We start from the raw sequence: 23,834 nt of genomic DNA on the forward strand, positions 1-23,834 counted from the left end.
AGCGGAACCCAGGGCCGGCAAGGCGGCCATCGAAGACGTCATGGCATTGAGCCCGCTGCAGCAGGGGCTGTTCTCGATGGCGACGTTGACCGACGACGGCGAATCGGTCGACCCCTACGTCATCGCGATGGCTGCCGACGCGATCGGCGACCTCGACGTGGACCTGCTGCGTGACTGCGCGGCGCTGCTGCTGGAGCGTCATGCCAACCTGCGGGCCAGCTTCGTGCAGGGCAACCTGAGCAGGGCGGTGCAGGTCGTGCCCACGCACGTCGAGGTTCCGTGGCGCCATGTCATCGCCCGCTCCGACGGTGAGCTCGACGACATCGAGACCGCCGAGCGCACTGCGCCTTTCGTCCTGTCGCAGGGCCCTGTCCTCCGGTTCCTCCTCATCGAGGCGCCGCAGCGGTGGCGCTTCGTCGTCACCGCTCACCACATCCTGATCGACGGCTGGTCGCTGCCGTTGTTCATGGGCGAGCTCCTGACGCTGTACCGCGCGCACGGCGACACCGCTGCGCTGCCGGAACCGCCCCGGCCCTACCGCGACTACATCGGCTGGCTGGCCGGTGTCGACCATGAGGCGAGCCGCGAGAAGTGGCGGAGCCACCTTGCAGGTGTGCAGGCCCCGACGCTGATGGCGCCCGCCCTGACCGCGACGGCGCCCACCGGCCGCCCGCAGCTGACCGAGGTGACGCTCGACGCGGACGCCACTGGTGCGCTGGCGGAGTCGGCGAGGCGGCGCGGCGTCACCGTCAACACTCTGATTCAAATGGCCTGGGCGACAGTGCTGTCGGTGATCACCGACCGCCGCGACGTGACGTTCGGTGTGACCGTTTCCGGTCGGCCCGGTGAGCTCGCCGGCGTGGAACGGATGGTGGGCCTGTTCATCAACACCGTGCCGTTGCGGGTGCGGCTCGATCCCGCGGCGACCGTCCGCGCGCAGTGTCTGGCACTGCAGCGCGAAGCCGCGATCCTGCGCGACCACAGCTACCTCGGCCACTCGGAGCTGCGGGCGCTCGCCGGCGTCGGCGAGCTGTTCGACACCTTGCTGGTGTACGAGAACTTCCCGCCCGGCGGTCTCGTCGGCCAGAGCGAATTCGAGGCCAACGGAGCGATCTTCACCCCGTCGGCGCTGGAGAGCCTGTCGCACTTCCCCGTCACGATCGCGGCGCATCTGGCCGGTGACGAGCTGACGGTGTTGGTCGAGGCGATCGACGGTGCGTTGGGACAGCTGCGCGCCGACGCCCTGGGCGAGCGGGTGCTGCATGTAGCGCAGCGGTTGATCAGCTGTTGGGACAGGCCACTGCGCGACGCCGGGATCCTGCTGGACACCGAATCCGATCCTGCGGCCGCCCGCGTGACAGAAGTGCCGTCCAGCAACGGTATTCACACCCGCTTCACCGAGATCGCGGGCGGCAGACTCGGTTCGGTGGCGCTGACATGGAGCGCCGCCGGCGACAGCGGCTCACTGACCTATCGCGAGCTGGACGAGGCAGCCGACCGGGTGGCGTCCGCGCTGCTCGCGGCGGGGGTGACTGCCGAGGCCCCGGTCGCCGTGAAGCTCTCCCGGGGGCCGGACTACGTCGTCGCCATGTTCGGTGTGCTCAAGGCGGGCGGCGTGATCGTGCCGCTCGACCCGGCTATGCCCACCGAACGGATCGCCGACATCCTCGACCAGTCGGGTGCGCGTGTGCTCATCGACGACACGTATCTGGCGTCGCTGCCCACCGACACCGCGCCACGCTATCGCCCGGCGGCCGTCTCGCGCGAGCGGGCCGCCTACATCGTGTTCACCTCCGGCACGACCGGCCGGCCCAAGGGCGTCATCGGGACCCATGGTGCCGTGCTGGCCTACGCCGAGGATCATGCCGCCCACGTCCTGCGGCCCGCCGCGGCGAGGATCGGGCGCCCGCTGCGCGTCGGGCATGGGTGGTCGTTCACCTTCGACGCCGCCTGGCAGCCGCTGGCCGCACTGCTGGACGGCCACTCGGTGCACATCGTCGGCGACGAATCGCAGCGCGACGCCGAGGCTTTGGTGCACACGATCGGCCGGTTCGGGATCGACCTCCTCGACACGACGCCGTCGATGTTCGCCCAGCTCTACGACGTCGGGCTGCTGACCACCGTCCCGCTTGCCGTGCTCGCGCTCGGCGGGGAGGCGGTCAGCGCGTCGACGTGGCGCCTGATCGGGGAGGAATGCGCCCGCACCGGAATGTCGGCGTTCAACTGCTATGGACCCACCGAGACCACGGTGGAAGCGGTGGTGGCGCCCATCGACAGGTACGAGCGTCCGTCCATCGGCGAGCCGACCCAGACCACCCGCGCCTATGTGCTCGACGCCTGGTTGCGTCCTGTGCCGGACGGGGTCACCGGCGAGCTGTACCTGTCCGGACAACAGCTCACCCGGGGCTACCTCAACCGGCCCGCGGAGACGGCGGGGCGTTTCGTCGCCGACCCCTTCGTCGCGGGGGAGCGGATGTACCGCACCGGCGACGTGGTGCGCCGCGGTGCCGACGGCGGCCTGCAATTCCTGGGCCGCGCCGACGATCAGGTCAAGATCCGCGGCTTCCGCGTCGAGCCGGGTGAGATCGCCGCGGTGCTCTGCGGACATCCCGGTGTCGCCGATGCGCATGTGTCCGTCGAGCAACGGGATCGCCACCCCCGTTTGACGGCCTACGTGGCCGGTGGCCCGCGCCCGCCCGAGGCGGCAGAACTGCGTTCCCTGATGGCGAAGCGCTTGCCGCACTACATGGTTCCGCAGCGCGTCATCGTCCTCGACACGCTGCCGTTGACCCCGCACGGCAAGATCGACGACGCCGCGCTGTCAGCCCTGGCCGCGGACGACGCACCGTCGGTCGACCCGGAGACGCCGACGGAGAAAGCGCTGGTCGACCTTCTGACCGACGTGCTCGACGGCGAGCAGGTCGGGGTGACAGCAGACTTCCTCGAGATGGGGCTCGACAGCATCGTCGCGCTCACACTGGTGCAGGCCGCGCGCCGGCGCGGTCTAGAGATGCGGGCCCGTCTGATGCTGGAATGCCACAACATTCGGGAGCTCGCCGCCGCGATCGACGCCGGTGGCCGGGACCATGCGCCCGCCACGGTGTCGGCCGGGCGTTTCGGGGAGGTGGCTCCCGCGCCGATCATGTCGTGGATGTACGAATGCGGAAGCTTCCGCCGCTTCACCCAGAACGTGCTGATCGCCCTTCCCGCCGACATCACCGAACGTCGCCTCGAGCGGGTCCTGCAGGCGCTGCTCGACCGCCACGACATGCTCCGCTCGACACTCGACGACGGGCGGCTGAGCACCCGGCCGCCCGGGACGGTGCGCGTGCGGGACGTGCTGGTGACCGTGGATGCGTCCGCCGACGAGGCCATACCCGCCGGAGTGCCTGCCGCCCTTGACCGTATCGATCCCGCGGCGGGGTCGATGGTGCAGGCGGTGTGGTTCCGGGAGGGTTCGCCGGTACTGATGCTGTGTGTGCACCATCTCGCCACCGATGTGGTGTCGTGGTACGTGATCCTCGGCGCATTGGCTCAGATCGACGCCGAGATCGCGGCGGGACGCACCCCCGATCCGGCGGCCGAATACACGACCTACCGGCAGTGGACGCAGATGTTGCACGAGCGCAGCCGATCCGACGAGGTCGCCGCGCAGGTCGGCTACTGGGCCGATCAGCTCACCGCACCGGACCCGTTGCTGGGCAGCCGGTTACCTGACCCGCAGCGCGACACGTGGGCGTCGCTGGAGCTGACCGACGTCGTCACCGACCCGCCCGCCACCCGGATGATCCTCGACCGCCTCGACGGCGCGGGCATCGAGATGCGTGACTTCCTGCTCACCGCACTGGCATTGACCTTGGCGTCCTGGCGGATCGAGCGCGGACAGCCGGCTCACGACGGTGCGCTCGTCGCCCTCGAAGGCCACGGCCGCGAGGACATGCTGTTCGACCACGTCGACACCTCGGCCACCGTCGGGTGGTTCACGTCGGTCTATCCGGTGCGGCTCGGGGCGGGGGAGGCCGCAGCAGACGTCGACACGGTCAGGCGCAATCCCGCCGCGGCGCGGGCGCTGCTGCGTGCCGTCGCCGATCATGTTGCGGCCGTGCCGAATCGGGGCCTGGACTACGGGCTGCTGCGCTACACGCGCTGCGACGAACAGCTTGCCCGCCTGCCGCACCCGCAGGTCGAGTTCAACTATGTGGGCCGACACGACCTCAGCGGCGACGGCGCATCAGAGGACTGGTCGCTGATCACCGACGGTGGCCTCAACGCCCACATGCCCGCAGCGTCCGAGCCCGATCTGCCGCTGCGGTACACCTTCGACGTCATCTCCGTCATCGCCGCCGGGGACGCCGAAACCGGCGGGCCGCACCTGCGGACCAGCTGGCGATGGAGCCCCCTGCTGTCGAGCCCGGGCGACGTCGACCGGCTCACCGACCTCTGGCGTCAAGCCGTCATCGTCCTCGGAGAAGCGCTATGACACCGACCCTCGCCGTCATCGGAGCCGGACCCAAGGCGATCTCAGTGGCCGCGAAGGTCGCAGAACTGCGCCACATGGGTGTCAGCGTGCCCGAGGTGGTCGCGATCGAACGCAGCGGCGTAGCCGCGAACTGGCAGGCTGTCGGAGGCTGGACCGACGGGCAGCACCGGTTGGGCACGAGCCCCGAGAAGGACGTCGGTTTCCCGTACCGTTCGTCGCTGGTCCCGCGCCGCAACGCCGAACTCGACGAGCGGATGATGCGGCACAGCTGGCAGTCCTACCTGATCGCCAGCGCGCAGTTCGCCGAGTGGATCGACCGGGGCCGCCCCTCGCCCACGCACTGGGGCTGGAGCCGCTACCTGCGCTGGGTTGCCGACAACGTCGGCATGACCGTCATCAACGGTGAGGTGCAACGGATTTCGGTCGACGACCACCGGTGGGCTCTGGTCACTGAGCAGCAGACCATCCACGCCGACGGCGTCATGATCACCGGACCGGGGCAGGCGCAACGGTCGATCCTGCCGCACGATCCGCGGGTACTGTCGATCGCGCAGTTCTGGGAACGCGCCGCTCGGCCCGACCGCATCGTGGCAGAACGTGTCGCCGTGATCGGAGGCGGCGAAACGGCTGCATCGATGCTCAACGAGCTTTTCCGGCACCGGGTTTCGACGATCACCGTCATCTCCCCGTCGGTGACTCTGTTCACCCGGGGCGAAAGCTTCTTCGAGAACGCGTTGTTCTCGGATCCGACGGACTGGTCGAGCCTGACGATGGCCGAACGGCGCGATGCGTTCAGGCGCACCGACCGGGGCGTCTTCTCGGCCCGTGTGCAGGATGCGCTGCTCGCCGACGACCGCATCCGTCACCTTCGGGGCCGGGTCGCCCACGCGGTGGCCAGGGACCAGCGAATCCGCTTGACGCTCAGCTCGAATCGCGGCGGGGAGGCACTGGAGACGGTGCACGGTTTCGACCTCGTGATCGACGGCTCCGGCGCCGATTCGATGTGGTTCGAGCCGCTGTTCAGCCAGGACGCCCGCGACCTCATCGAGTTGGCGCTGCGTGCCCCGTTGAGCGGCGACTCGCTGGAGGAGTCGATCGGGCACGACCTCTCCGTCGCCGGGCTCGCCCCGAAGCTGTTCCTGCCGGGGTTGTCCGGCCTCATGCAGGGCCCGGGCTTCCCCAATCTGAGCTGTCTGGGCCTGATGTCCGACCGGGTGCTGGGCGCCCGGTACCCGAAGGACGCCGGCGACCGGTCGACAAGGAGAACCGATGAGCACCAACCCGTTCGATGACGAAGACGGCACGTTCTTCGTGCTGAGCAATGACGAGCAGCAGTACAGCCTCTGGCCGACGTTCGCCGACATCCCGGCCGGGTGGCAGGTGGTGTTCGGCGAGAGCACGCGCGCCGACTGCCTGACCTATGTCGAGGAGAACTGGACGGACATGCGCCCGCGCACCCTGCGCGAGGCCATGCAGTCTCCCTAGGGCGAGCGCGGGTCTACGTGCGTCCGGGGATCGAGGGTGCGAGAACTTCGGATTCATCCCGGCGTGTCCGCTGCAGACACGCACGCTCGCCAGAAGCTGGAAGGGAGAAGCTAGAAGGCTGCGGCGGGCTCGTCCATGTCGAACACCCTTGCGTGCAGCACCGTCCGGTTCCGCAGCGCCGCCCGCACCGCGCGGTGCAGGCCGTCTTCGAGGTAGACATTCCCGCGCCACTTCACCGCATGCGGAAACAGGTCACCGTAGAAAGTGGAGTCCTCGGAGAGCAGTCGGTCGAGGGCCAGCACCGTGGTCGTCATCACCAACTCGTCGAGACGGATCTGGCGTGGTGGGATCTGCGCCCACTGCCGATGCGACAGCCCGTGGTCAGGGTAGGGCCTGCCGTCGCGAACACCCTTGAAGATCATCGACCGCGCCTTCTGATTTGCTTAGGTCCGTTAGATTAACCCGCGCGCGCCGACGACGCTGCGCTCGTCACCGTAAAATGAACGCGACTCGGACCGGTCTACTTCAGGTAGGTGAACAATGGGCAGCGCTGACGATCGTCGATTCGAGGTACTTCGTGCCATCGTCGCCGACTTCGTCGCCACCAAGGAACCGATCGGCTCCAAAACCCTGGTGGAGCGTCACAACCTCGGCGTCTCCAGCGCCACCGTCCGCAACGACATGGCGGTGCTCGAGGCCGAGGGTTACATCGCCCAGCCACACACCAGCTCCGGCCGTGTGCCCACCGAGAAGGGCTACCGCGAGTTCGTCGACCGCCTCGACGACGTCAAGCCCATGTCAGGCGCCGAACGCCGGGCCATCCTGTCGTTCCTCGAGTCCGGCGTCGACCTCGACGACGTTCTCCGCCGGGCGGTGCGGCTGCTCGCGCAGCTGACCCGCCAGGTGGCCGTCGTCCAGTACCCGATGTTGTCCACGTCGTCGGTGCGGCGACTCGAGGTGGTCGCGCTGACGCCCGCCCGCCTCCTGCTCGTGGTGATCACCGATTCGGGACGGGTCGACCAGCGCATCGTCGAACTGGGTGACGGGCTCGACGAGACGCAGCTGGGTCAGCTGCGCGATCTGCTGGGGCAGGCCCTCGAAGGAAAGCCGCTGACGGCCGCCTCCATCGCGGTGTCGGACCTGGCGTCACATCTCAACGGTCAGGGCGGACTGGCCGACGCGGTCGGACGATCAGCAACGGTGCTGGTCGAAACGCTGGTCGAGCACACGGAGGAGCGGCTGCTGCTCGGCGGCACCGCGAACCTGACGCGCAACACCGCCGACTTCGGCGGATCTTTGCGGTCGGTGCTCGAGGCGCTCGAGGAGCAGGTCGTGGTGCTACGCCTGCTGGCCAAACAGCAGGAGGCAGGCAAGGTGACCGTGCGGATCGGTCACGAAACCGAGGCCGAGCAGATGGCCGGCACCTCGGTGGTCAGCACCGCGTACGGCAGCTCAGGCAAGGTGTTCGGCGGTATGGGAGTGTTGGGTCCCACACGGATGGACTATCCGGGAACTATCGCCAATGTCGCCGCGGTTGCTCTCTATATTGGCGAAGTCTTAGGTAACCGCTGATCCGACGCCCCTCGGGGGGTTTGAACGGATCGGACGGGTGGGAAAGGTTGAGCGTGGCACGCGACTATTACGGGCTGCTCGGAGTGAGCAAGGGCGCAAGCGATGCGGAGATCAAGCGTGCCTACCGCAAGTTGGCCCGCGAACTGCATCCCGACGTCAACCCCGACGAGGGGGCCCAGGCACGGTTCCAAGAGATCAGCGCCGCCTACGAGGTGCTCAGCGATCCGGAGAAGCGCCGCATCGTCGACCTCGGCGGCGATCCGCTGGAGTCCGCGGCGGGTGGCGGAGGAGGTTTCTCCGGCTTCGGCGGACTCGGGGACGTGTTCGAGGCGTTCTTCGGCGGTGGCACCGCGTCGCGCGGGCCGATCGGCCGGGTCCGCCCCGGGTCGGATTCGCTGCTGCGGATGCGGCTGGATCTCGAAGAGTGCGCGACCGGCGTGACGAAGCAGGTCACCGTCGACACCGCCGTGCTCTGCGACCTGTGCCACGGCAAAGGCACACACGGCAATTCGACGCCCGTGGCATGCGACACGTGCGGTGGGCGCGGTGAGGTTCAGACAGTGCAGCGCTCACTGCTCGGCCAGGTGATGACGTCGCGGCCCTGCCCGGTGTGCGGCGGTGTCGGCGAAGTCATCCCCAACCCGTGCAACCGCTGCGCCGGTGACGGCCGAGTGCGGGCGCGCCGTGAGATCAGCGTCAAGATCCCCGCGGGCGTGGGCGACGGCATGCGGGTGCGGTTGGCCGCACAGGGCGAGGTCGGGCCGGGCGGCGGTCCGGCGGGCGACCTCTACGTCGAGGTCCACGAGAAGCCCCACCCGGTCTTCCTCCGCGAGGGCGACGATCTGCACTGCACGGTTTCGGTGCCGATGGTCGACGCCGCGCTCGGCACCACGGTGTCGGTGGACGCAATCCTCGACGGCCCCATCGACATCACGATCGGCGCGGGCACCCAGCCCGGCTCTGTCACCACTCTGCGGGGACACGGCATGCCGCATCTGCGCTCCGGCGTGCGCGGCGACCTGCACGCCCACATCGACGTGGTCGTGCCGTCCCGCCTCGACCACGAGGACATCGAGCTGCTGCGCAGTCTGAAGGAGCGCAGCCGCGACACGGCCGAGGTGCGCAGCGCCCAGGCCAACAGCGCCGGCTCGCACGGCGGTGGCATCTTCTCCCGGCTGCGCGAGACGTTCACCGGGCGCTAGTGCGCAGCCTCTTCTACGTCGACGCGGTTCCCTCGATCGGTGAGATCGTCGTCGTCGACGGCGAAGAGGGGCATCACGCGGCGACGGTGTGCCGCACCCGCTCCGGCGAGCATCTCGACCTGGCCGACGGCGCCGGAACCGTCGCGCACTGCATCGTCGAGGACGTTGCGAAGGGTCGGCTGACGGCGCGGGTGCAGGACCGCCGATCGCTCGACCCGCCCACCCCGACGGTCACCGTCGTGCAGGCGCTTCCCAAGTCGGACCGCTCGGAGCTCGCGATCGAACTGGCCACGGAGGCGGGCGCGGACGCGTTCGTCGCCTGGCAGGCCGCACGGTGTGTGGCCCGCTGGGACGGCCCCGCGAAAGTGGAGAAGGGACTGCGCCGCTGGGCCGCGGTGGCCCGCGCGGCGGCTCGCCAGTCGCGGCGCCCGTACGTCCCCGGCATCGACGGCGTCGTCTCCACTCGCGATCTCGCAAACTCCATCCGGTCGGCGGCCCCCGGGTCCGTACTGGTGCTGCACGAGTCGGCCACCCGGCCGCTTGCCGAAGCGATCCCCGCGGAATCTCAGAGTTTGACCCTGGTCGTCGGTCCCGAGGGCGGCGTCTCCGACGACGAGCTAGCCGCGCTCACCGAAGCCGGGGCGGTGGCCGTGCGGCTCGGTCCGTCGGTGCTGCGCACGTCGAGTGCGGCCGCGGTGGCGTTGGGGGCGCTCGGAGTTCTCACGCCCCGGTGGTCCTGAAGGACACCCCCCGGGGGTAGCAACCCGGCGGGAATTTAGATAGGTTAGCCTTCCCTCTGACCGCAGAAGTTCGCAAGCCGTACAAGCTCGCCGGCTCGCCGATCTGAAGGACTCCCGATTCTCACCCGTGTGACCCGTGCGTGGATACCGCTGGTCTTAGTGCTCGTTCTGGTCATCGGGGGCTTCACCGTCTGGCGTATCCGCAACATCTTCGGCTCCCATCAGTTGCCGACCTACGCCGGAAGCATGTCCGAGGACTCCAACAGAACTGATCCGAAGCGGGTGCGCTACGAGGTGTACGGCAATCCGGGAGCCACCGCAGACATCAACTACATCGACGCCGAGGGCGACCCCAACCAGATCGTCGGAGCGGCGCTGCCGTGGTCGATCGAGGTCGAGACGAACTCGCCGGCGATGGTGGGAAACGTTGTGGCCCAAGGTGACGGCGATTTCATCGGCTGCCGGATCTCGGCGGACGACGTCGTTAAGGACGAACGCACCGCCTACAACTACACCGCCTACGTCTACTGCTTCACGAAGTCCGCATGAAACTGTCGGTCAACCCACGCGCGGCCCTGCGCGAGCCCACCTTCCTCGCGCGGATGATCCGGCGCCTGGCGGTCCCGTTCATCCTGGTCTGGGTTCTGCTGGTCGTCGCCCTGAACCTGCTGGTCCCCCAGCTCGAAGTCGTCGCCGCGCAGAACGCCGTGTCGATGAGCCCGAGCAACGCTCCGTCCATGCAGGCGATGTCCGACATGGGCCGGCTGTTCGGTGAGTCCGAATCGGACTCGGTCGCGCTCATCGTGCTGGAGAGCGCCGAACCGCTCGGCGACGATGCGCACGCCTATTACGACCAGCTCATCGAGAAGCTCGAAGCCCGCCCCGACGCCATCCGCAACATCCAGGACACGTGGGGTGACCCGCTCACCCAGGCCGCGGCGCAGAGTTCCGACGGCCGGGCGGCCTACGTCACGCTGTATCTCGCCGGCAACATGGGCGAGACGGAATCCAACGAATCCGTCGCCGCGGTCCGCGAGATCGTCGACGGCGCTGCGCCGCCGCCGGGCGTGCAGGTCCATGTGACCGGACCCGCGGCGCTGACCGCCGACGTGAACATCGCCGGTGAGAGCAGCATGGCGTTGATCCTGTTGGTGACGTTCGTGGTCATCATCGTGTTGCTGCTGTTCTTCTACCGATCGATCACCACCGTGGTCCTGCTGTTGGTCATGGTCGGTGTCCAGATGTCGATCGCCCGCGGCGTCGTGGCCGCACTCGGTCACCACCAGGTCATCGGGCTGTCGACGTTCGCGGTGAATCTGCTGATCTCACTGGCCGTCGCCGCAGGCACGGACTACGCGATCTTCCTCGTCGGCCGCTACCAGGAGGCGCGCGCGTCGGGGGCGACGCCCGAAGAGGCCTACTACGAGATGTTCCACGGCACGGCGCATGTCGTGCTGGGCTCGGGTCTCACGATCGCCGGCGCGATGTACTGCCTGTCGTTCACCCGGATGCCCTATTTCCAGAGCATGGGTGTCCCATGTGCAGTTGGCATCGTCGCCGGGGTGCTGGTCGCCCTGACGCTGGGTCCCGCGATCGTCACCGTCGGAAGCCGGTTCGGGTTGCTGGAACCTAAGCGCGCCATGCGGATTCGTGCCTGGCGCCGTATCGGCACGATGGTCGTGCGCTGGCCTGGGCCCATCCTGGTGGCGTCCCTGGCGCTTGCCCTGATCGGCCTTGCGGCATTGCCCGGCTACAAGACCAGCTACGACGACACCCGCTACATCCCGGAGTCCATTCCCGCGAACGCGGGCCTGCAGGCGGCGACCGAGCATTTCTCGCTGTCCCGGATGAGCCCCGAGGTGCTGCTCGTCGAGGCCGACCGGGACCTGCGCAACCCGTCGGACTTCCTGATCCTCGACCGTCTCGCCAAGCGCGTGTTCGGCGTCGAAGGAGTGGCGCGGGTCCAGGCGCCGAGCCGTCCCGACGGGGCGCCGATCGCGAACACCTCGATCCCGTTTCTGATCAGCATGCAGGGTGTCGGTCAGCAGCAGAACATGAAGCTGATGAAGGACCGCATCGCCGACATGCGGGGCCAGGCCGACGACATCCAGAAGACCATCGACACGATGAAGACGATGTACGCGTTGATGTCGAAGTTCTCGACGATCACCACCGACATGATCGACGACATGACGGACATGCGGGACACCGTCCACCAGATCCGCGACATGGTCGCCAATTTCGACGACCAGTTCCGGCCGATTCGCAACTACTTCTACTGGGAACCGCACTGCTACAACATCCCGCTGTGCTGGTCCTTCCGATCACTGTTCGACTCGATGGACGGCATCAGCGTCATGACCGACACGTTCGACAAAGCGGTCAAGAACATGGACGAGATGAAGACGCTGCTCCCGCAGATGCTCGCGACGTTCCCGCCGATGATCGAGACGATGGAGAGCATGCGTCAGATGATGTTGACGACGTATGCCACCATGGGCGGTTTCTATGACCAGATGGACGAATTGACCCGCAACTCCACCGATATGGGCAAGGCGTTCGACGAGGCCAAGAACGACGACTCCTTCTATCTGCCGCCCGAGGTGTTCGACAACCCCGACTTCAAACGCGCGATGGAGAGCTTCTTCTCACCCGACGGCAAGACGGTTCGCATGCTCGTCGCGCACCGAGGCAACCCGACGACCGAGGATGCGTTGCAACGCGTCGAGCCCATCAAGATCGCGGCGATCGAGGCGCTCAAGGGCACGCCGCTGGAAGACGCCACAATCCAGTTGGGCGGCACCGCGGCCACCTTCAAGGACATGTCCGACGGATCCCGTTACGACCTGCTGATCGCGGTGATCTCGGCGCTGTGTCTGGTGCTGATGATCATGCTCGTGCTGACGCGAAGCCTGGTCGCCGCGCTGGTCATCGTCGGCACCGTGACGCTGTCGCTCGGTGCGTCGTTCGGCATCTCGATCCTGATCTGGCAACACATCGTCGGAGTCGAACTGCACTGGATGGTCCTCGCACTGTCCATCATCGCGCTCATCGCTGTCGGGTCGGACTACAACCTGTTGCTGGTGTCCCGGTTCAAAGAGGAGATCCCGGCCGGAATCAAGACCGGGATCATCCGGTCGATCGGCGGTACCGGCAGCGTCGTGACCGTCGCCGGTGTGGTGTTCGCGCTGACGATGGCATCGATGGTGGTCAGCGATCTGCGCGTGATGGCCCAGGTCGGTACGACGATCGGTCTGGGGCTGCTGTTCGACACGTTCGTCGTCCGGGCGTTCATGATGCCGGCGATCGCGACGTTGCTCGGACGCTGGTTCTGGTGGCCGCTGGTGGTGCGGTCGCGTCCGCTGCGGCCGAGGCCGCCGCAGCCGGAGACGGCGGAATCGACGCAGCCGATCACGACCGCCCCATGACCGGGCCTCGGCCGAGCCGGGCAATGTAGTTGGGGGGACGCCGTCGTGCGAGCTAAACTGGCTTTTTGTTGTAGGCCCCTCGGACGGAACCCAGAAAGCAGGCAGAAAACCGCACGTGACGCCCCGCGAAAATGCAGGCCAGAACGCTTCTGGTTCTGAGGTCCGCACCAGCATCACAGTTCCGCCCGCGTTGGTCATGGGCCTGTTGGGCTCCTCGGACGAGAACCTGCGAGCGCTGGAGCGGTTGCTGACCGCCGACATCCACGCCCGCGGCAACGCGATCACCATCTCCGGTGAGCCCGCCGACGTCGCGCTGGCCGAGCGGGCGGTCTCCGAGTTGATCGAGATCGTCGCCAGCGGGCAGCCGCTGACACCGGACGCGGTGCGCCACAGCGTGGCGATGCTGACCGGGACGGTCGAGGAGTCGCCCGCCGAGGTGCTGACACTCGACATCCTGTCGCGGCGTGGAAAGACGATCCGGCCCAAGACGCTCAACCAGAAGCGCTATGTCGACGCCATCGACGCGCACACCATCGTCTTCGGGATCGGCCCCGCCGGTACCGGCAAGACGTACCTGGCGATGGCCAAGGCTGTCAACGCGCTGCAGACCAAACAGGTCAACCGGATCATCCTCACCCGCCCCGCGGTGGAAGCCGGCGAGCGCCTCGGCTTTCTGCCCGGCACTTTGAGCGAGAAGATCGATCCGTACCTGCGGCCGCTCTACGACGCACTGCACGACATGATGGATCCCGAGCTGATCCCGAAGCTCATGAGCGCCAACGTCATTGAGGTTGCGCCGCTGGCATACATGCGCGGCCGAAGCCTCAACGACGCGTTCATCATCCTCGACGAGGCGCAGAACACCACGGGCGAACAGATGAAGATGTTCCTGACGCGCCTGGGATTCGGCTCGAAAATGGTTGTGACGGGCGATGTTACGCAGGTTGACCTGCCCGGGGGAGCGCCGTCCGGGCTGAACACCGCGATGCGCGTGCTCGGCGACGTCGACGACATCCATTTCGCAGAACTCACCAGCGCCGATGTCGTGCGCCACCGCCTCGTCGGTGAGATCGTCGATGCCTACGCCAAATTCGAGGAGCCGACGCTGATGAACCGTGCGCAGCGGCGCGCGTCTGGCCCGGGTCGTCCACGGCGGTAACAGGACTGAGATTATGAGCATTGAGGTGTCCAATGAATCGGGCATCGACGTTTCCGAATCCGAACTCGTCAGCGTCGCCCGTTTCGTCATCCGCAAGATGGACGTCAACCCCGCCGCGGAACTGTCGATGGTGCTGCTCGACACCGCGGCGATGGCCGATCTGCACATGCGGTGGATGGACCTGCCGGGCCCGACTGACGTGATGAGCTTCCCGATGGACGAGCTGGAGCCCGGCGGCCGTCCGGATGCACCCGATCCGGGGCCGTCGATGCTGGGCGACATCGTGCTGTGCCCCGAGTTCGCCGCGAAGCAGGCCGCCGACGCGGGCCACACGCTGGGGCAGGAACTCGCGCTGCTGACCGTTCACGGCGTGCTCCACCTGCTCGGCTACGACCACGCCGAACCCGACGAGGAAAAAGAGATGTTCGCGCTGCAACGCGAGCTGCTCGAGGAGTGGGTGGCAGATCAGGTTCAGGCCTACCACCTCGACCGGCAGACCGAGAAGGACCGTCGATTGCTCGACAAATCGCGGTATTTCGACGACGTCAACCACGGCGAGACTCGGTGACCAACCTCGGGCAGCTCATCAGCGCGGTCGTGCTGGTGATCTTCGGTGGCCTGTTCGCCGCCATCGACGCCGCATTGAGCACCGTGTCCATCGCTCGGGTCGAGGAACTCGTCCGCGAGGAGAGACCCGGCGCGACACGGCTGATCCGCGTCATGGTGGACCGTCCCCGCTACATCAACCTGATCGTGCTGCTGCGCATCGCCTGCGAGGTCAGCGCGACAGTTCTGATGGCGGCCTACCTCGACGACTATTTCGGTGTCAGTAAGGGTCTGATGGCCGCCGCCGGCATCATGACGGTCGTCAGCTTCGTCGTGATCGGGGTGGGGCCGAGGACGGTCGGCAGGCAGAATGCCTATCCCATCGCGCTCGTGACAGCGTTGCCGCTGCAAGCCATTTCGGTGGTGCTCACCCCGATCAGCCGGCTGCTGGTGTTGATCGGCAACGCGCTGACCCCGGGCCGCGGGTTCCGCAACGGTCCGTTCGCGTCCGAGATCGAGTTGCGCGAGGTGGTCGATCTGGCCCAGCAGCGGGGAGTCGTGGCCGACGACGAACGACGGATGATCCAATCGGTGTTCGAGCTCGGTGACACCCCGGCGCGAGAGGTCATGGTCCCGCGCACCGAGATGGTGTGGATCGAGAGCACGAAATCCGCCGGGCAGGCGACGTCGCTGGCGGTGCGCAGCGGACACTCGCGAATCCCCGTGATCGGGGAGAACGTCGACGACGTGATCGGCGTGGTCTACCTGAAGGACCTCGTCCAGAAGACCTACTACTCGCGCGACGGTGGCCGGAGCACCTCGGTGCTGGACGTGATGCGCAAGGCCGCGTTCGTGCCCGACTCCAAGCCGCTGGACGCGTTGCTGCGCGACATGCAGCGCGACCGCGTGCACATGGTGCTGCTGGTCGACGAGTACGGCGCCATCGCGGGCCTCGTCACCATCGAGGACGTCCTCGAGGAGATCGTGGGTGAGATCGCCGACGAATACGACACCGACGAGGTGGCTCCCATCGAAGATCTCGGGGACTCAACCTATCGGGTGTCGGCCCGACTGCCGATCGAAGATCTCAGCGAGCTCTACGGCATCAAATTCGACGAGGACCTCGACGTCGACACGGTCGGCGGGCTGGTCGCGCTGGAGCTGGGTCGCGTGCCACTGCCGGGCGCCGAGGTGGAGTGGGACCGCCTGCGGCTGCGCGCCGAGGGCGGACCCGATCCGAGGGGCCGGGTCAGGATCGGCACCGTGCTGGTCACGCTGGTCGAACCCGAAGACGAGGACGGGGAGGAACACGAATGAGCGAGCCCACAGCTCTGACCGACGAGGACGCCAAGCTGGTGGTGCTGGCCCGCGGTGCGATGGGCCGGGCGGAGGCAGGCAGCGGCGCCGCGGTGCGCGACGTGGACGGCCGCACCTATGCCGGGGCGCCGGTGACGCTCGACGCGTTGACCCTGACCGCGCTGCAGGCTGCCGTCGCGGCGGCGGTGTCGAGCGGGGCCGCGGGTCTTGAGGCCGCCGTGCTCGTGGGCGGCTCCACCGACGACGCAGGTGTGGCGGCGGTGCGAGAACTGTCGGCGGACGCAGCCGTCATCGTCACCGACCGTGCCGGCAACGTGTCGTGACCGAGGAGAACGAATTCCGTTCCGGCTTCGTCTGTTTCGTCGGCAGGCCGAACACCGGAAAATCGACGCTGACCAACGCGCTGGTGGGTACCAAGGTCGCGATCACGTCGAACCGGCCGCAGACCACCCGGCACACGATCCGCGGAATCGTGCACCGCGAGGATTTCCAGATCGTCCTCGTCGACACCCCGGGCCTGCATCGTCCTCGCACCCTGCTGGGCCAGCGGCTCAACGAACTCGTGAAGGACACCTATTCCGAAGTCGACGTCATCGGGATGTGCATCCCCGCCGACGAGAAGATCGGCCCGGGCGACCGCTGGATCTATGAGCAGATCCGTGCGGTGGCGCCGAGGACCACGCTCCTCGCCATCGTCACGAAGATCGACAAGGTGTCCAAGGACCGGGTCGGTGAACAGTTGCTCGCAGTCAGCGAGCTGTTCGGACCCGACACCGACGTCGTCCCGGTCTCGGCCACGTCGAACACGCAGCTCGACGTGCTCGTCGACGTCCTCGTCTCGAAACTGCCGCCCGGGCCTGCGTTCTACCCCGACGGTGAACTCACCGACGAACCCGAAGAAGTCCTGATGGCCGAGCTCATCAGGGAAGCGGCGCTCGAAGGTGTGCGCGACGAGCTGCCGCACTCGCTGGCGGTGGTGATCGACGAGGTGGAGCAGCGTGAAGGCCGCGACGACCTGATCGACGTGCACGCCATCCTCTACGTCGAGCGCGATTCTCAAAAAGGCATCGTGATCGGCAAGGGCGGTGCCCGGCTGCGCGAAGTCGGCACCGCCGCGCGCACACAGATCGAGAAGCTGCTCGGCACCAAGGTCTATCTCGACCTGCGCGTGAAGATCGCCAAGAACTGGCAGCGAGACCCCAAACAGCTTGGCCGGCTGGGTTTCTGACGTCCGTCAGCCCGGCTGGCCGTACACCGCCACCACCACGGAGCGGTCCAGGCTGTTCTCCGACCAGACGCCGATCTGGGTGTTGGCGCAGTTCGACATGATCGCCATGTAGTCCGGCCGGTAGTACCACCGGTTCATGATCTCGATGCCGCTGATGGCCAGCGCCGGGTTGATCGCGACGGTTTCGGCGACCGTCCCGACGAACCCGGCTCGATTGGCGCGGTCCTGCACGGTCGAGCCGTCCGAGCCGATGTCGCCGTCGAGCGCCCGGTTGTGCAGCAGATCCCTGGTGTGCCATTCGGCGGCCAGTTGCAGCTGCGGGTTGATCTTCAGGTCCGTCTCGCAGTCGGCCTGGTGCTGGATCGTGTAGACGTTCACCGCGACGCTCTCGTTGAGTCGCCGGTTGTCGGCCTGGGCGGCGGGCATGCCCGCGACAGTCGCGCCCACGAGAACCACGGCGGGCAGCGCACGCACGAACATGCTGACGGTCACAGGCGGGAGATTACGCGACCTGACCCGCCAGCGAGTCGGGAGCCGCCAGATCTGCGCCCGCTCCGGTGCGTGTGTCCGACACCGTGGGATCGGGCACTGTCGGGGGTTGCGGGGACCACCAATTCTCGGGCTGGTGCATGGCCCAGCCGTTGAGCGCCTCGAGTGCAGCGGCCAGGGACACCAGCAGCGGCTCGCTGTTGGCGGGGCCCATCAGCTGCACGCCGATCGGCAGGCCGTCCGAGGTGAAACCTGCGGGGACGTTGATCGACGGCCAGCCCAGGAGATTCCACGGCCACGTCACCGGGCAGGCCTGGATCATCATCCGGTCGGTGGCGAGCCCGCTGAGTTCGTCGAACGCGTGAGCCTTGGGTGGCGGCAGTGCGGTCGTCGGCGCCAGCACCACGTCGGCCAGGTTGAAGATCCAGCCGATGCGCTGCTGGGTGGCGGCTTCGCGGGCGCGGGCCTTGCGCAGCGTGTTCTGCGACAACAGCCATCCCATCCGGGCATTGGCCCGCGTCCTCTTGTCCCAGGTGACACCAGGGCCGAGCCGGTCCATCCACTCCGGGATGCCCGACGTCGAGCGGGACAGGAAATTCCACGACATCCGCAGGTTGTATTCGGGATCGGCGGCGACGATGGAGTGCCCGAGCTGGGAGAGCTGGTCGGCGACGTCTTCGAGCGCCGACCGGATCTCCGGGTGCAGGCGGGCGCGGAAACCGGTGAACGGGAACTTCGTCGACATCGCGATGCGCAGCGGGCCCGGTGCGCGCGACACGTAGTCGGACACCTGCACCGGAGGCGGGGTATGGAGGTCGCCCGGGGCGTTGCCCGCCGCCGCGTCGAGCACCAGCGCCGCATCGGAGACCGTGCGCGCGAGCACCCCGTTGACGGTGATGCCGTTGAACGCCTCGGGCAGCGGGGACGTCGAGATCCGCCCACGCTGCGGCTTGATGCCGACCAGGTGCGTCCACGCCGCGGGGATCCGCACGCTTCCCGCGCCGTCGGAGCCAATCGCGGCGGCGACGAGCCCGGCGGCCACCGCCGCGGCGCTGCCGCCCGAAGAACCGCCGGGGGTGTGGTCGCGCGACCACGGATTGCGCGTGTGGCCGAACGCGGGTCCGCTGGTGAAAGGCCACTGCCCGAGCTCGCAGGTGTTGGTCTTGCCGACGATCACCGCTCCTGCGGCGCGCAGCCGACGCACGACCTCGGCATCGGCGTCGGCATCGCGAACCTCGCCGGCAGCGCCGAACCGGGTGGGCACCCCGGCCACGTCGACGTCGTCCTTGACCGCGATCGGAATCCCCAGCAGCGGCTGTGCCGCCAGGTCGGCACCGGCGGCGCGCCGGCCATCGGCGTCGGCCGCATGGGCGAGGGCCCGGTCGGTGAGCACCACGCGGAACGCGTTCAGGGTGGGCTGGCTGGCCTCGATGGCCTGCAGCGACCGGCGCACCAGGTCGACGGACGTGGCGTTGCCACTGGCGAGCTGAAACAACTGGTTGCCCACAGTGGGCAATCGGGCGGGGGAACGGCGGGGAGGGGAGGAGTCGACCATCACTTACGAGAATATCGGCGCTGCGGACCAGAAATCGTCCCCCGGCAGTGGGAGACTGGCCGAATGCGTCTGTACCGGGACCGAGCGGTGGTGCTGCGTCAGCACAAGCTCGGTGAAGCCGACCGGATCGTGAGTCTGCTGACTCGCGATCACGGCCTGGTGCGGGCGGTGGCCAAGGGCGTGCGGCGCACCCGCAGCAAATTCGGCGCGCGGCTGGAACCGTTCGCGCACATCGACGTTCAGCTCCACCCAGGACGCAATCTGGACATCGTCACCCAGGTGCAGGCCATCGATGCGTTCGCCTCCGACATCGTCAGCGACTACGGCCGCTACACGAGTGCCTGCGCGATGCTGGAGACCGCGGAACGTCTCGCAGGTGAGGAGCGCGCACCGGCACCTGCGCTGCACAAACTCACTGTCGCCGCGCTGCGCGCCGTGGCCGATGGCACCCGGCCCCGCGAACTCATCCTCGACGCGTACCTGCTGCGTGCGATGGGCGTTGCGGGATGGGCCCCCGCGCTGACCGAATGTGCCCGCTGCGCCGCCCCGGGACCGCATCGGGCGTTTCATGTCGCCGCGGGCGGAAGTGTGTGCGTGCACTGCCGCCCGTCGGGGTCGGCGACTCCGCCGCAGGGCGTGCTGGACCTGATGGCAGCGCTCTACGAGGGTGACTGGGAGCACGCCGAGCTCTCGATCGCGTCGCATCGCAGCCAGGCCAGCGGGTTGGTGGCCGCGCATCTGCAATGGCATCTGGAACGGCAGCTGCGCACTTTGCCGCTCGTCGAGCGGGTGGCGCACGTGCCCGGCACGACCATCAGGCAGGATGTTGCGCATGGCATCGGCACGGACTGGGCGGCGGAAGGGAAGCTACCCACAGCTGCCTCCGGCGCCTGACGACTATCCCACCTTCCCGGACAAGTCGACCTGGCCGGTGATCTTCCCGGAGATTCCCGCGGGCACCAACGGGAAATTTGCCCGCCCCCCGCAGCACACGTCGAAAGAAGCCGCGCCGCAGATTCCTGCCGACCAGGTGCCCCACCACGTCGCGGTGGTGATGGACGGCAACGGCCGCTGGGCCACCCAGCGCGGACTCGGACGCACCGAAGGCCACAAGATGGGCGAGGCGGTGCTGATCGACATCACCTGCGGCGCCATCGAGATCGGTATCAAACACCTGACCGTGTATGCCTTCTCGACCGAGAACTGGAAGCGCAGCACCGAGGAGGTGCGCTTTCTGATGGGCTTCAACCGCGAGGTGGTGCGGCGCCGACGGGAAAACCTCAACGACATGGGCGTGCGGATGCGCTGGGTCGGTTCGCGCCCGCGCATGTGGAGCAGCGTCATCAAGGAATTCGACATCGCCGAGCAGATGACCGTCGACAACGACGTCATCACCATCAACTACTGCGTGAACTACGGCGGCCGCACCGAGATCGTCGAGGCCACACGCCAACTCGCCCAAGAGGCGGTCGACGGCAAGATCAAGCCCGGCCGCATCAGCGAAGCGCAGTTCGCCAAACACCTGCACCGCGCCGACATCCCCGACGTCGACCTCTTCATTCGGACCTCGGGAGAGCAGCGGGCGAGCAACTTCCTGCTGTGGCAGGCGGCCTATGCCGAATACGTCTTTCAGGACAAACTCTGGCCTGACTACGACCGCCGCGACCTGTGGGCCGCCTGTGAGGAGTACGTGCACCGCAACCGGCGCTTCGGTCGCGCGTAGGACACCGATGGACCTCTCGGAGCGGTTGGCGGTCGTGCTCACGGACATCCTGCCCGTGACGCGGGAGGACGACGGCGCGTTGACCGTGCAGCACGAGGCGACGTTCGCCTCCCTGAGGGTGGTGACCATCGCCGAGGACCTCGACCTGGTGTCGCTGACGCAGGTGCTGGCGTGGGATCTGCCGCTGGACAGCAAGATTCGAGCCAAGGTGGCCAAGCATGCCCACGACACACTGCTGGGCACGGTCTCGCTGGTGGAGAAGATCGGGGTCGGCGCGAAAGGCACGGGAAGTCCGAAGAAGACCGGTGACGTGTTGCTGCGCTACAACTTTCCGGCCGCCGGGCTCACCGACGACGCTCTCCGCACGCTGGTGCTGATGGTGCTGGCCACCGGGGCCGATGTGCGGCGCGCCCTGACCGCCTAGGGTCGAGACCATGCGTATCGCAATGATCATCGGCGGCGTCGTTGTTGCGCTCTTCGGTCTGCTGTTCGCGCTGCAGGGTTTCGGCGCAGTGCAGGGCAGTCCGATGAGCAGCACCACCACATGGTCGGTCCTCGGCCCGCTCATCGCCCTCGGCGGGATCGCCGTCGCCATCGCGGGATTGCGGATGGGCCGGAAACGGTAGCCGCGCTTCGGAGCTAGTTGCCCGCCGCCGCGCAATTGCGGCACACGCCGAAGATCTCGATGGTGTGGCGGATATCGGAGAAGCCGTGCGAATCGGCGACCTCGGCCGCCCAGTTCTCGACGTGATCTCCCTGGATCTCGACGGTCGAGCCGCAGACCCGGCAGACGAGATGGTGGTGATGGTCGTCGGAGCACCGGCGGTAGACGGATTCGCCGGTGTCGGTACGCAGGGTGTCGAGCACGCCCGCGGTGGCCATCTGCTGCAGGGTGCGATAGACCGTCGTCAGGCCGACTCCCTCACCGCGCTGGCGCAATTCGTCGTGCAGCTCCTGAGCCGAGCGGAAGTCGCTGGTCTTGTCGAGTAGCGCGCGGATTGCGGCGCGCTGCCGCGTCGCGCGGCCTTCGGTCGTCATCAGCTGTCCTCACCCGCATGTGTCACGGCTGCCACCACGATGTCGGTCAGGTGGTGATCGGCCAAGCGATACAACACTTCTCGCCCGGATCGCGAGCCCTCGACCACGCCCGCCGATTTCAGTATGCGCAGATGCTGGCTGACCAACGGTTGCGGCACGTCCAGGATGTCGACGAGTTCGTGGACGCAGCGCGCGCCTTCGCGCAGCTGCAACACGATCGCGATGCGCACCGGCGCGGCGAGCGCGCGCAGCAGATCACCGGCGTTGTCGAGGACTGCGCGTGGGGGCAGCTCGGTCGCCGACGGGCCGCCGTGGTGGTGGGGGTCCGACGAGTCCGCGATACTGGAAACGGTTTTCATTAGATCTCACGATACATGCACAATCATGCATGTCAATCGGGGATATCGCGTGAGGGACCGTCCCGGCCTCGCTACGCTGTCAACCCGTGGCTCCGTCTTCGATCATCGACACCGTTGCAAACCTGGCGAAACGCCGTGGCCTCGTCTTCCAGTCCGGCGAGATCTACGGCGGCACCAAGTCTGCCTGGGACTACGGGCCACTGGGCGTCGAGTTCAAGGAGAACATCAAACGGCAGTGGTGGCGTTCGGTCGTCACCAGCCGCGACGACGTCGTCGGCCTCGACAGCGCGATCATCCTGCCGCGACAGGTCTGGGTCGCCTCCGGCCACGTCGACGTCTTCAACGACCCGCTGGTCGAATGCCTGAACTGCCACAAGCGCCACCGGCAGGACCACATGCAGGAGGCCTACTTCGAGAAGCGTGGCGCCAAGGACGGACTGGCCGACCCCGATGCCGTGCCGATGGAAGAGATTGTGTGCCCGGACTGCGGCACCAAGGGGCAGTGGACCGAGCCGCGCGACTTCAACATGATGCTCAAGACCTACCTCGGCCCGATCGAGACCGAGGAGGGGCTGCACTATCTGCGGCCCGAAACCGCGCAGGGCATCTTCGTCAACTTCGCCAACGTGGTGACCACAGCACGCAAGAAGCCGCCGTTCGGCATCGGCCAGATCGGCAAGAGCTTCCGCAACGAGATCACGCCGGGCAACTTCATCTTCCGCACGCGCGAGTTCGAGCAGATGGAGATGGAGTTCTTCGTCGAACCCTCGACCGCGCCGGAGTGGCACCGGTACTGGATCGACACCCGGCTGCAGTGGTACATCGACCTGGGCATCAACCCCGAGAACCTGAGGCTCTACGAGCACCCCCTGGAGAAGCTGTCGCACTACTCGGCGGGCACCACCGACATCGAGTACAAATTCGGCTTCGCGGGCAACCCCTGGGGTGAGCTGGAGGGCATCGCCAACCGGACCGACTACGACTTGTCTACGCACGCAAAGCATTCCGGGGTGGATCTGTCCTTCTACGACCAGGCCAACGACACCCGGTTCGTGCCGTATGTCATCGAGCCGGCAGCAGGTCTGACCCGCTCGCTGATGGCATTCCTGGTCGATGCCTATCACGAGGACGAGGCGCCGAACGCCAAGGGCGGCGTGGACAAACGGACTGTGCTCAAGCTCGATCCGCGGCTGGCGCCGGTCAAGGCCGCTGTGCTGCCGTTGTCACGCCACGCCGACCTCTCGCCCAAGGCGCGCGATCTGGCTGCGGAGTTGCGTGCGTCGTGGAACGTCGAGTTCGACGACGCCGGGGCCATCGGCCGCCGCTACCGCCGCCAGGACGAGATCGGTACGCCGTATTGCGTGACGCTGGATTTCGATTCGCTCGAGGATCAGGCGGTCACCATCCGTGAGCGCGACGCGATGACCCAGGAGCGGGTGGCCCTGACCGAGGTGAGCAACTACCTGGCGACCCGCCTCAAGGGCTGCTAGGCCCGCCAGGGCTCCCCCCGGCG

The 23,834-nt window shown here is 67.5% G+C and carries 23 protein-coding genes; 18 read left to right on the top strand and 5 right to left on the bottom strand.

Translation table 11 applies throughout. From position 1 onward, the window contains the following. Nucleotides 1–40 precede the first annotated feature (40 nt). From ACAG24_RS16090 to ACAG24_RS16100, 3 genes are read left to right on the top strand one after another with little or no spacing between them, the layout of a single operon-like run. Nucleotides 41–4,480 carry a non-ribosomal peptide synthetase gene (locus ACAG24_RS16090; RefSeq protein ID WP_370473867.1) on the top strand — a complete coding sequence of 1,480 codons (4,440 nt, stop codon included), beginning with the start codon at nt 41–43 and terminating at the stop codon, nt 4,478–4,480. Next, nucleotides 4,477–5,772 (top strand): NADPH-dependent L-lysine N(6)-monooxygenase MbtG, encoded by a 1,296-nt coding sequence (gene mbtG, locus ACAG24_RS16095; RefSeq protein WP_370473704.1) that lies wholly within the window; start codon nt 4,477–4,479, stop codon nt 5,770–5,772. Before ACAG24_RS16090 ends, mbtG begins: the two co-directional genes overlap by 4 nt. Next, on the top strand, nt 5,750–5,965 hold the full coding sequence (locus ACAG24_RS16100) for an MbtH family protein (protein WP_370473703.1): 216 nt from the start codon (nt 5,750–5,752) through the stop codon (nt 5,963–5,965). The genes mbtG and ACAG24_RS16100 overlap by 23 nt, the downstream gene beginning before the upstream one ends. Before the next feature lie 110 nt (nt 5,966–6,075). On the opposite strand, the gene ACAG24_RS16105 is transcribed toward ACAG24_RS16100, so the two are convergent. Next, nucleotides 6,076–6,387: a type II toxin-antitoxin system VapB family antitoxin gene (locus ACAG24_RS16105; RefSeq protein ID WP_370473702.1), complete on the bottom strand. Its 312-nt coding sequence runs from the start codon at nt 6,385–6,387 to the stop codon at nt 6,076–6,078. 118 nt (nt 6,388–6,505) lie between these two features. On the opposite strand from ACAG24_RS16105, the gene hrcA reads away from it, so the two are divergent. From hrcA to era, 10 genes are all read left to right on the top strand, one after another. Next, on the top strand, nt 6,506–7,537 hold the full coding sequence (hrcA, locus tag ACAG24_RS16110) for a heat-inducible transcriptional repressor HrcA (protein ID WP_370473701.1): 1,032 nt from the start codon (nt 6,506–6,508) through the stop codon (nt 7,535–7,537). A 53-nt stretch (nt 7,538–7,590) separates the two neighbouring features. Beyond that, nucleotides 7,591–8,739 (top strand): molecular chaperone DnaJ, encoded by a 1,149-nt coding sequence (dnaJ, locus tag ACAG24_RS16115; RefSeq protein ID WP_370473700.1) that lies wholly within the window; start codon nt 7,591–7,593, stop codon nt 8,737–8,739. Next, nucleotides 8,739–9,479: a 16S rRNA (uracil(1498)-N(3))-methyltransferase gene (locus tag ACAG24_RS16120; protein ID WP_370473699.1), complete on the top strand. Its 741-nt coding sequence runs from the start codon at nt 8,739–8,741 to the stop codon at nt 9,477–9,479. Before dnaJ ends, ACAG24_RS16120 begins: the two co-directional genes overlap by 1 nt. Before the next feature lie 129 nt (nt 9,480–9,608). After that, nucleotides 9,609–10,028 (top strand): MmpS family transport accessory protein, encoded by a 420-nt coding sequence (locus ACAG24_RS16125; protein WP_370473698.1) that lies wholly within the window; start codon nt 9,609–9,611, stop codon nt 10,026–10,028. Then, nucleotides 10,025–12,907, top strand: a complete 2,883-nt coding sequence (locus ACAG24_RS16130) for an MMPL/RND family transporter (RefSeq protein ID WP_370473697.1) — start codon at nt 10,025–10,027, stop codon at nt 12,905–12,907. Before ACAG24_RS16125 ends, ACAG24_RS16130 begins: the two co-directional genes overlap by 4 nt. A gap of 115 nt (nt 12,908–13,022) precedes the next feature. Further along, nucleotides 13,023–14,066 (top strand): PhoH family protein, encoded by a 1,044-nt coding sequence (locus ACAG24_RS16135; protein WP_370473696.1) that lies wholly within the window; start codon nt 13,023–13,025, stop codon nt 14,064–14,066. 13 nt (nt 14,067–14,079) lie between these two features. Next, on the top strand, nt 14,080–14,634 hold the full coding sequence (gene ybeY, locus ACAG24_RS16140; protein WP_370473695.1) for an rRNA maturation RNase YbeY: 555 nt from the start codon (nt 14,080–14,082) through the stop codon (nt 14,632–14,634). Next, complete coding sequence (locus tag ACAG24_RS16145) at nt 14,631–15,929, top strand: hemolysin family protein (protein WP_370473694.1); 1,299 nt, start codon at nt 14,631–14,633, stop codon at nt 15,927–15,929. The genes ybeY and ACAG24_RS16145 overlap by 4 nt, the downstream gene beginning before the upstream one ends. After that, entirely contained in the window at nt 15,926–16,252 is a 327-nt protein-coding gene (locus ACAG24_RS16150; RefSeq protein WP_370473693.1) for a cytidine deaminase-like protein, read from the top strand. The genes ACAG24_RS16145 and ACAG24_RS16150 overlap by 4 nt, the downstream gene beginning before the upstream one ends. Next, the gene (gene era, locus ACAG24_RS16155; RefSeq protein WP_370473692.1) at nt 16,249–17,157 is read left to right on the top strand and encodes a GTPase Era; all 909 of its coding nucleotides are present in this window, start codon (nt 16,249–16,251) and stop codon (nt 17,155–17,157) included. Before ACAG24_RS16150 ends, era begins: the two co-directional genes overlap by 4 nt. Before the next feature lie 6 nt (nt 17,158–17,163). On the opposite strand, the gene ACAG24_RS16160 is transcribed toward era, so the two are convergent. Together ACAG24_RS16160 and ACAG24_RS16165 are read right to left on the bottom strand one after the other, a co-directional pair. Further along, on the bottom strand, nt 17,164–17,637 hold the full coding sequence (locus ACAG24_RS16160) for a CAP domain-containing protein (protein ID WP_370473866.1): 474 nt from the start codon (nt 17,635–17,637) through the stop codon (nt 17,164–17,166). A 22-nt stretch (nt 17,638–17,659) separates the two neighbouring features. Beyond that, on the bottom strand, nt 17,660–19,201 hold the full coding sequence (locus tag ACAG24_RS16165) for an amidase (RefSeq protein ID WP_370473691.1): 1,542 nt from the start codon (nt 19,199–19,201) through the stop codon (nt 17,660–17,662). Between the two features lie 63 nt (nt 19,202–19,264). Between ACAG24_RS16165 and recO the strand changes: the two genes are divergently transcribed. The 4 genes from recO to ACAG24_RS16185 are packed head-to-tail and all read left to right on the top strand — an operon-like array spanning nt 19,265 to nt 21,550. Next, entirely contained in the window at nt 19,265–20,095 is an 831-nt protein-coding gene (gene recO / locus ACAG24_RS16170) for a DNA repair protein RecO (protein WP_370473690.1), read from the top strand. Next, entirely contained in the window at nt 20,034–20,924 is an 891-nt protein-coding gene (locus tag ACAG24_RS16175; protein WP_370473689.1) for a decaprenyl diphosphate synthase, read from the top strand. The genes recO and ACAG24_RS16175 overlap by 62 nt, the downstream gene beginning before the upstream one ends. Before the next feature lie 7 nt (nt 20,925–20,931). Next, complete coding sequence (locus ACAG24_RS16180) at nt 20,932–21,348, top strand: hypothetical protein (RefSeq protein ID WP_370473688.1); 417 nt, start codon at nt 20,932–20,934, stop codon at nt 21,346–21,348. A gap of 10 nt (nt 21,349–21,358) precedes the next feature. Beyond that, nucleotides 21,359–21,550 (top strand): hypothetical protein, encoded by a 192-nt coding sequence (locus tag ACAG24_RS16185; protein ID WP_370473687.1) that lies wholly within the window; start codon nt 21,359–21,361, stop codon nt 21,548–21,550. 13 nt (nt 21,551–21,563) lie between these two features. Here ACAG24_RS16185 and ACAG24_RS16190 read toward each other — a convergent pair whose 3' ends face one another. Together ACAG24_RS16190 and ACAG24_RS16195 are read right to left on the bottom strand one after the other, a co-directional pair. Next, complete coding sequence (locus ACAG24_RS16190) at nt 21,564–21,962, bottom strand: Fur family transcriptional regulator (RefSeq protein WP_370473686.1); 399 nt, start codon at nt 21,960–21,962, stop codon at nt 21,564–21,566. Next, nucleotides 21,962–22,321 carry an ArsR/SmtB family transcription factor gene (locus ACAG24_RS16195; protein WP_370473685.1) on the bottom strand — a complete coding sequence of 120 codons (360 nt, stop codon included), beginning with the start codon at nt 22,319–22,321 and terminating at the stop codon, nt 21,962–21,964. The genes ACAG24_RS16190 and ACAG24_RS16195 overlap by 1 nt, the downstream gene beginning before the upstream one ends. An 86-nt stretch (nt 22,322–22,407) precedes the next feature. Here ACAG24_RS16195 and ACAG24_RS16200 point away from each other — a divergent pair, with 86 nt between their 5' ends. Next, nucleotides 22,408–23,811, top strand: coding sequence for a glycine--tRNA ligase (locus ACAG24_RS16200; protein WP_370473684.1), 1,404 nt, complete (start codon nt 22,408–22,410; stop codon nt 23,809–23,811). Nucleotides 23,812–23,834: the final 23 nt, after the last annotated feature.

Source organism: Mycobacterium bulgaricum (genome assembly GCF_041287165.2).
In the GTDB taxonomy this organism is placed as follows: Bacteria; Actinomycetota; Actinomycetes; order Mycobacteriales; family Mycobacteriaceae; genus Mycobacterium; species Mycobacterium bulgaricum.

What these genes read in the sequence shown, in the direction of transcription:
- mbtG (WP_370473704.1), top strand. Translation starts at nt 4,477, where the DNA reads ATGACACCGACCCTCGCCGTCATCGGAGCCGGACCCAAGGCGATCTCA.
- ACAG24_RS16165 (WP_370473691.1), bottom strand. Translation starts at nt 19,201, where the DNA reads ATGGTCGACTCCTCCCCTCCCCGCCGTTCCCCCGCCCGATTGCCCACT.
- ACAG24_RS16180 (WP_370473688.1), top strand. Translation starts at nt 20,932, where the DNA reads ATGGACCTCTCGGAGCGGTTGGCGGTCGTGCTCACGGACATCCTGCCC.
- ACAG24_RS16195 (WP_370473685.1), bottom strand. Translation starts at nt 22,321, where the DNA reads ATGAAAACCGTTTCCAGTATCGCGGACTCGTCGGACCCCCACCACCAC.
- ACAG24_RS16105 (WP_370473702.1), bottom strand. Translation starts at nt 6,387, where the DNA reads ATGATCTTCAAGGGTGTTCGCGACGGCAGGCCCTACCCTGACCACGGG.
- ACAG24_RS16100 (WP_370473703.1), top strand. Translation starts at nt 5,750, where the DNA reads ATGAGCACCAACCCGTTCGATGACGAAGACGGCACGTTCTTCGTGCTG.
- ACAG24_RS16150 (WP_370473693.1), top strand. Translation starts at nt 15,926, where the DNA reads ATGAGCGAGCCCACAGCTCTGACCGACGAGGACGCCAAGCTGGTGGTG.
- ybeY (WP_370473695.1), top strand. Translation starts at nt 14,080, where the DNA reads ATGAGCATTGAGGTGTCCAATGAATCGGGCATCGACGTTTCCGAATCC.
- ACAG24_RS16190 (WP_370473686.1), bottom strand. Translation starts at nt 21,962, where the DNA reads ATGACGACCGAAGGCCGCGCGACGCGGCAGCGCGCCGCAATCCGCGCG.
- recO (WP_370473690.1), top strand. Translation starts at nt 19,265, where the DNA reads ATGCGTCTGTACCGGGACCGAGCGGTGGTGCTGCGTCAGCACAAGCTC.
- ACAG24_RS16175 (WP_370473689.1), top strand. Translation starts at nt 20,034, where the DNA reads ATGGCATCGGCACGGACTGGGCGGCGGAAGGGAAGCTACCCACAGCTG.
- ACAG24_RS16130 (WP_370473697.1), top strand. Translation starts at nt 10,025, where the DNA reads ATGAAACTGTCGGTCAACCCACGCGCGGCCCTGCGCGAGCCCACCTTC.
- ACAG24_RS16090 (WP_370473867.1), top strand. Translation starts at nt 41, where the DNA reads ATGGCATTGAGCCCGCTGCAGCAGGGGCTGTTCTCGATGGCGACGTTG.
- ACAG24_RS16160 (WP_370473866.1), bottom strand. Translation starts at nt 17,637, where the DNA reads ATGTTCGTGCGTGCGCTGCCCGCCGTGGTTCTCGTGGGCGCGACTGTC.
- ACAG24_RS16185 (WP_370473687.1), top strand. Translation starts at nt 21,359, where the DNA reads ATGCGTATCGCAATGATCATCGGCGGCGTCGTTGTTGCGCTCTTCGGT.
- hrcA (WP_370473701.1), top strand. Translation starts at nt 6,506, where the DNA reads ATGGGCAGCGCTGACGATCGTCGATTCGAGGTACTTCGTGCCATCGTC.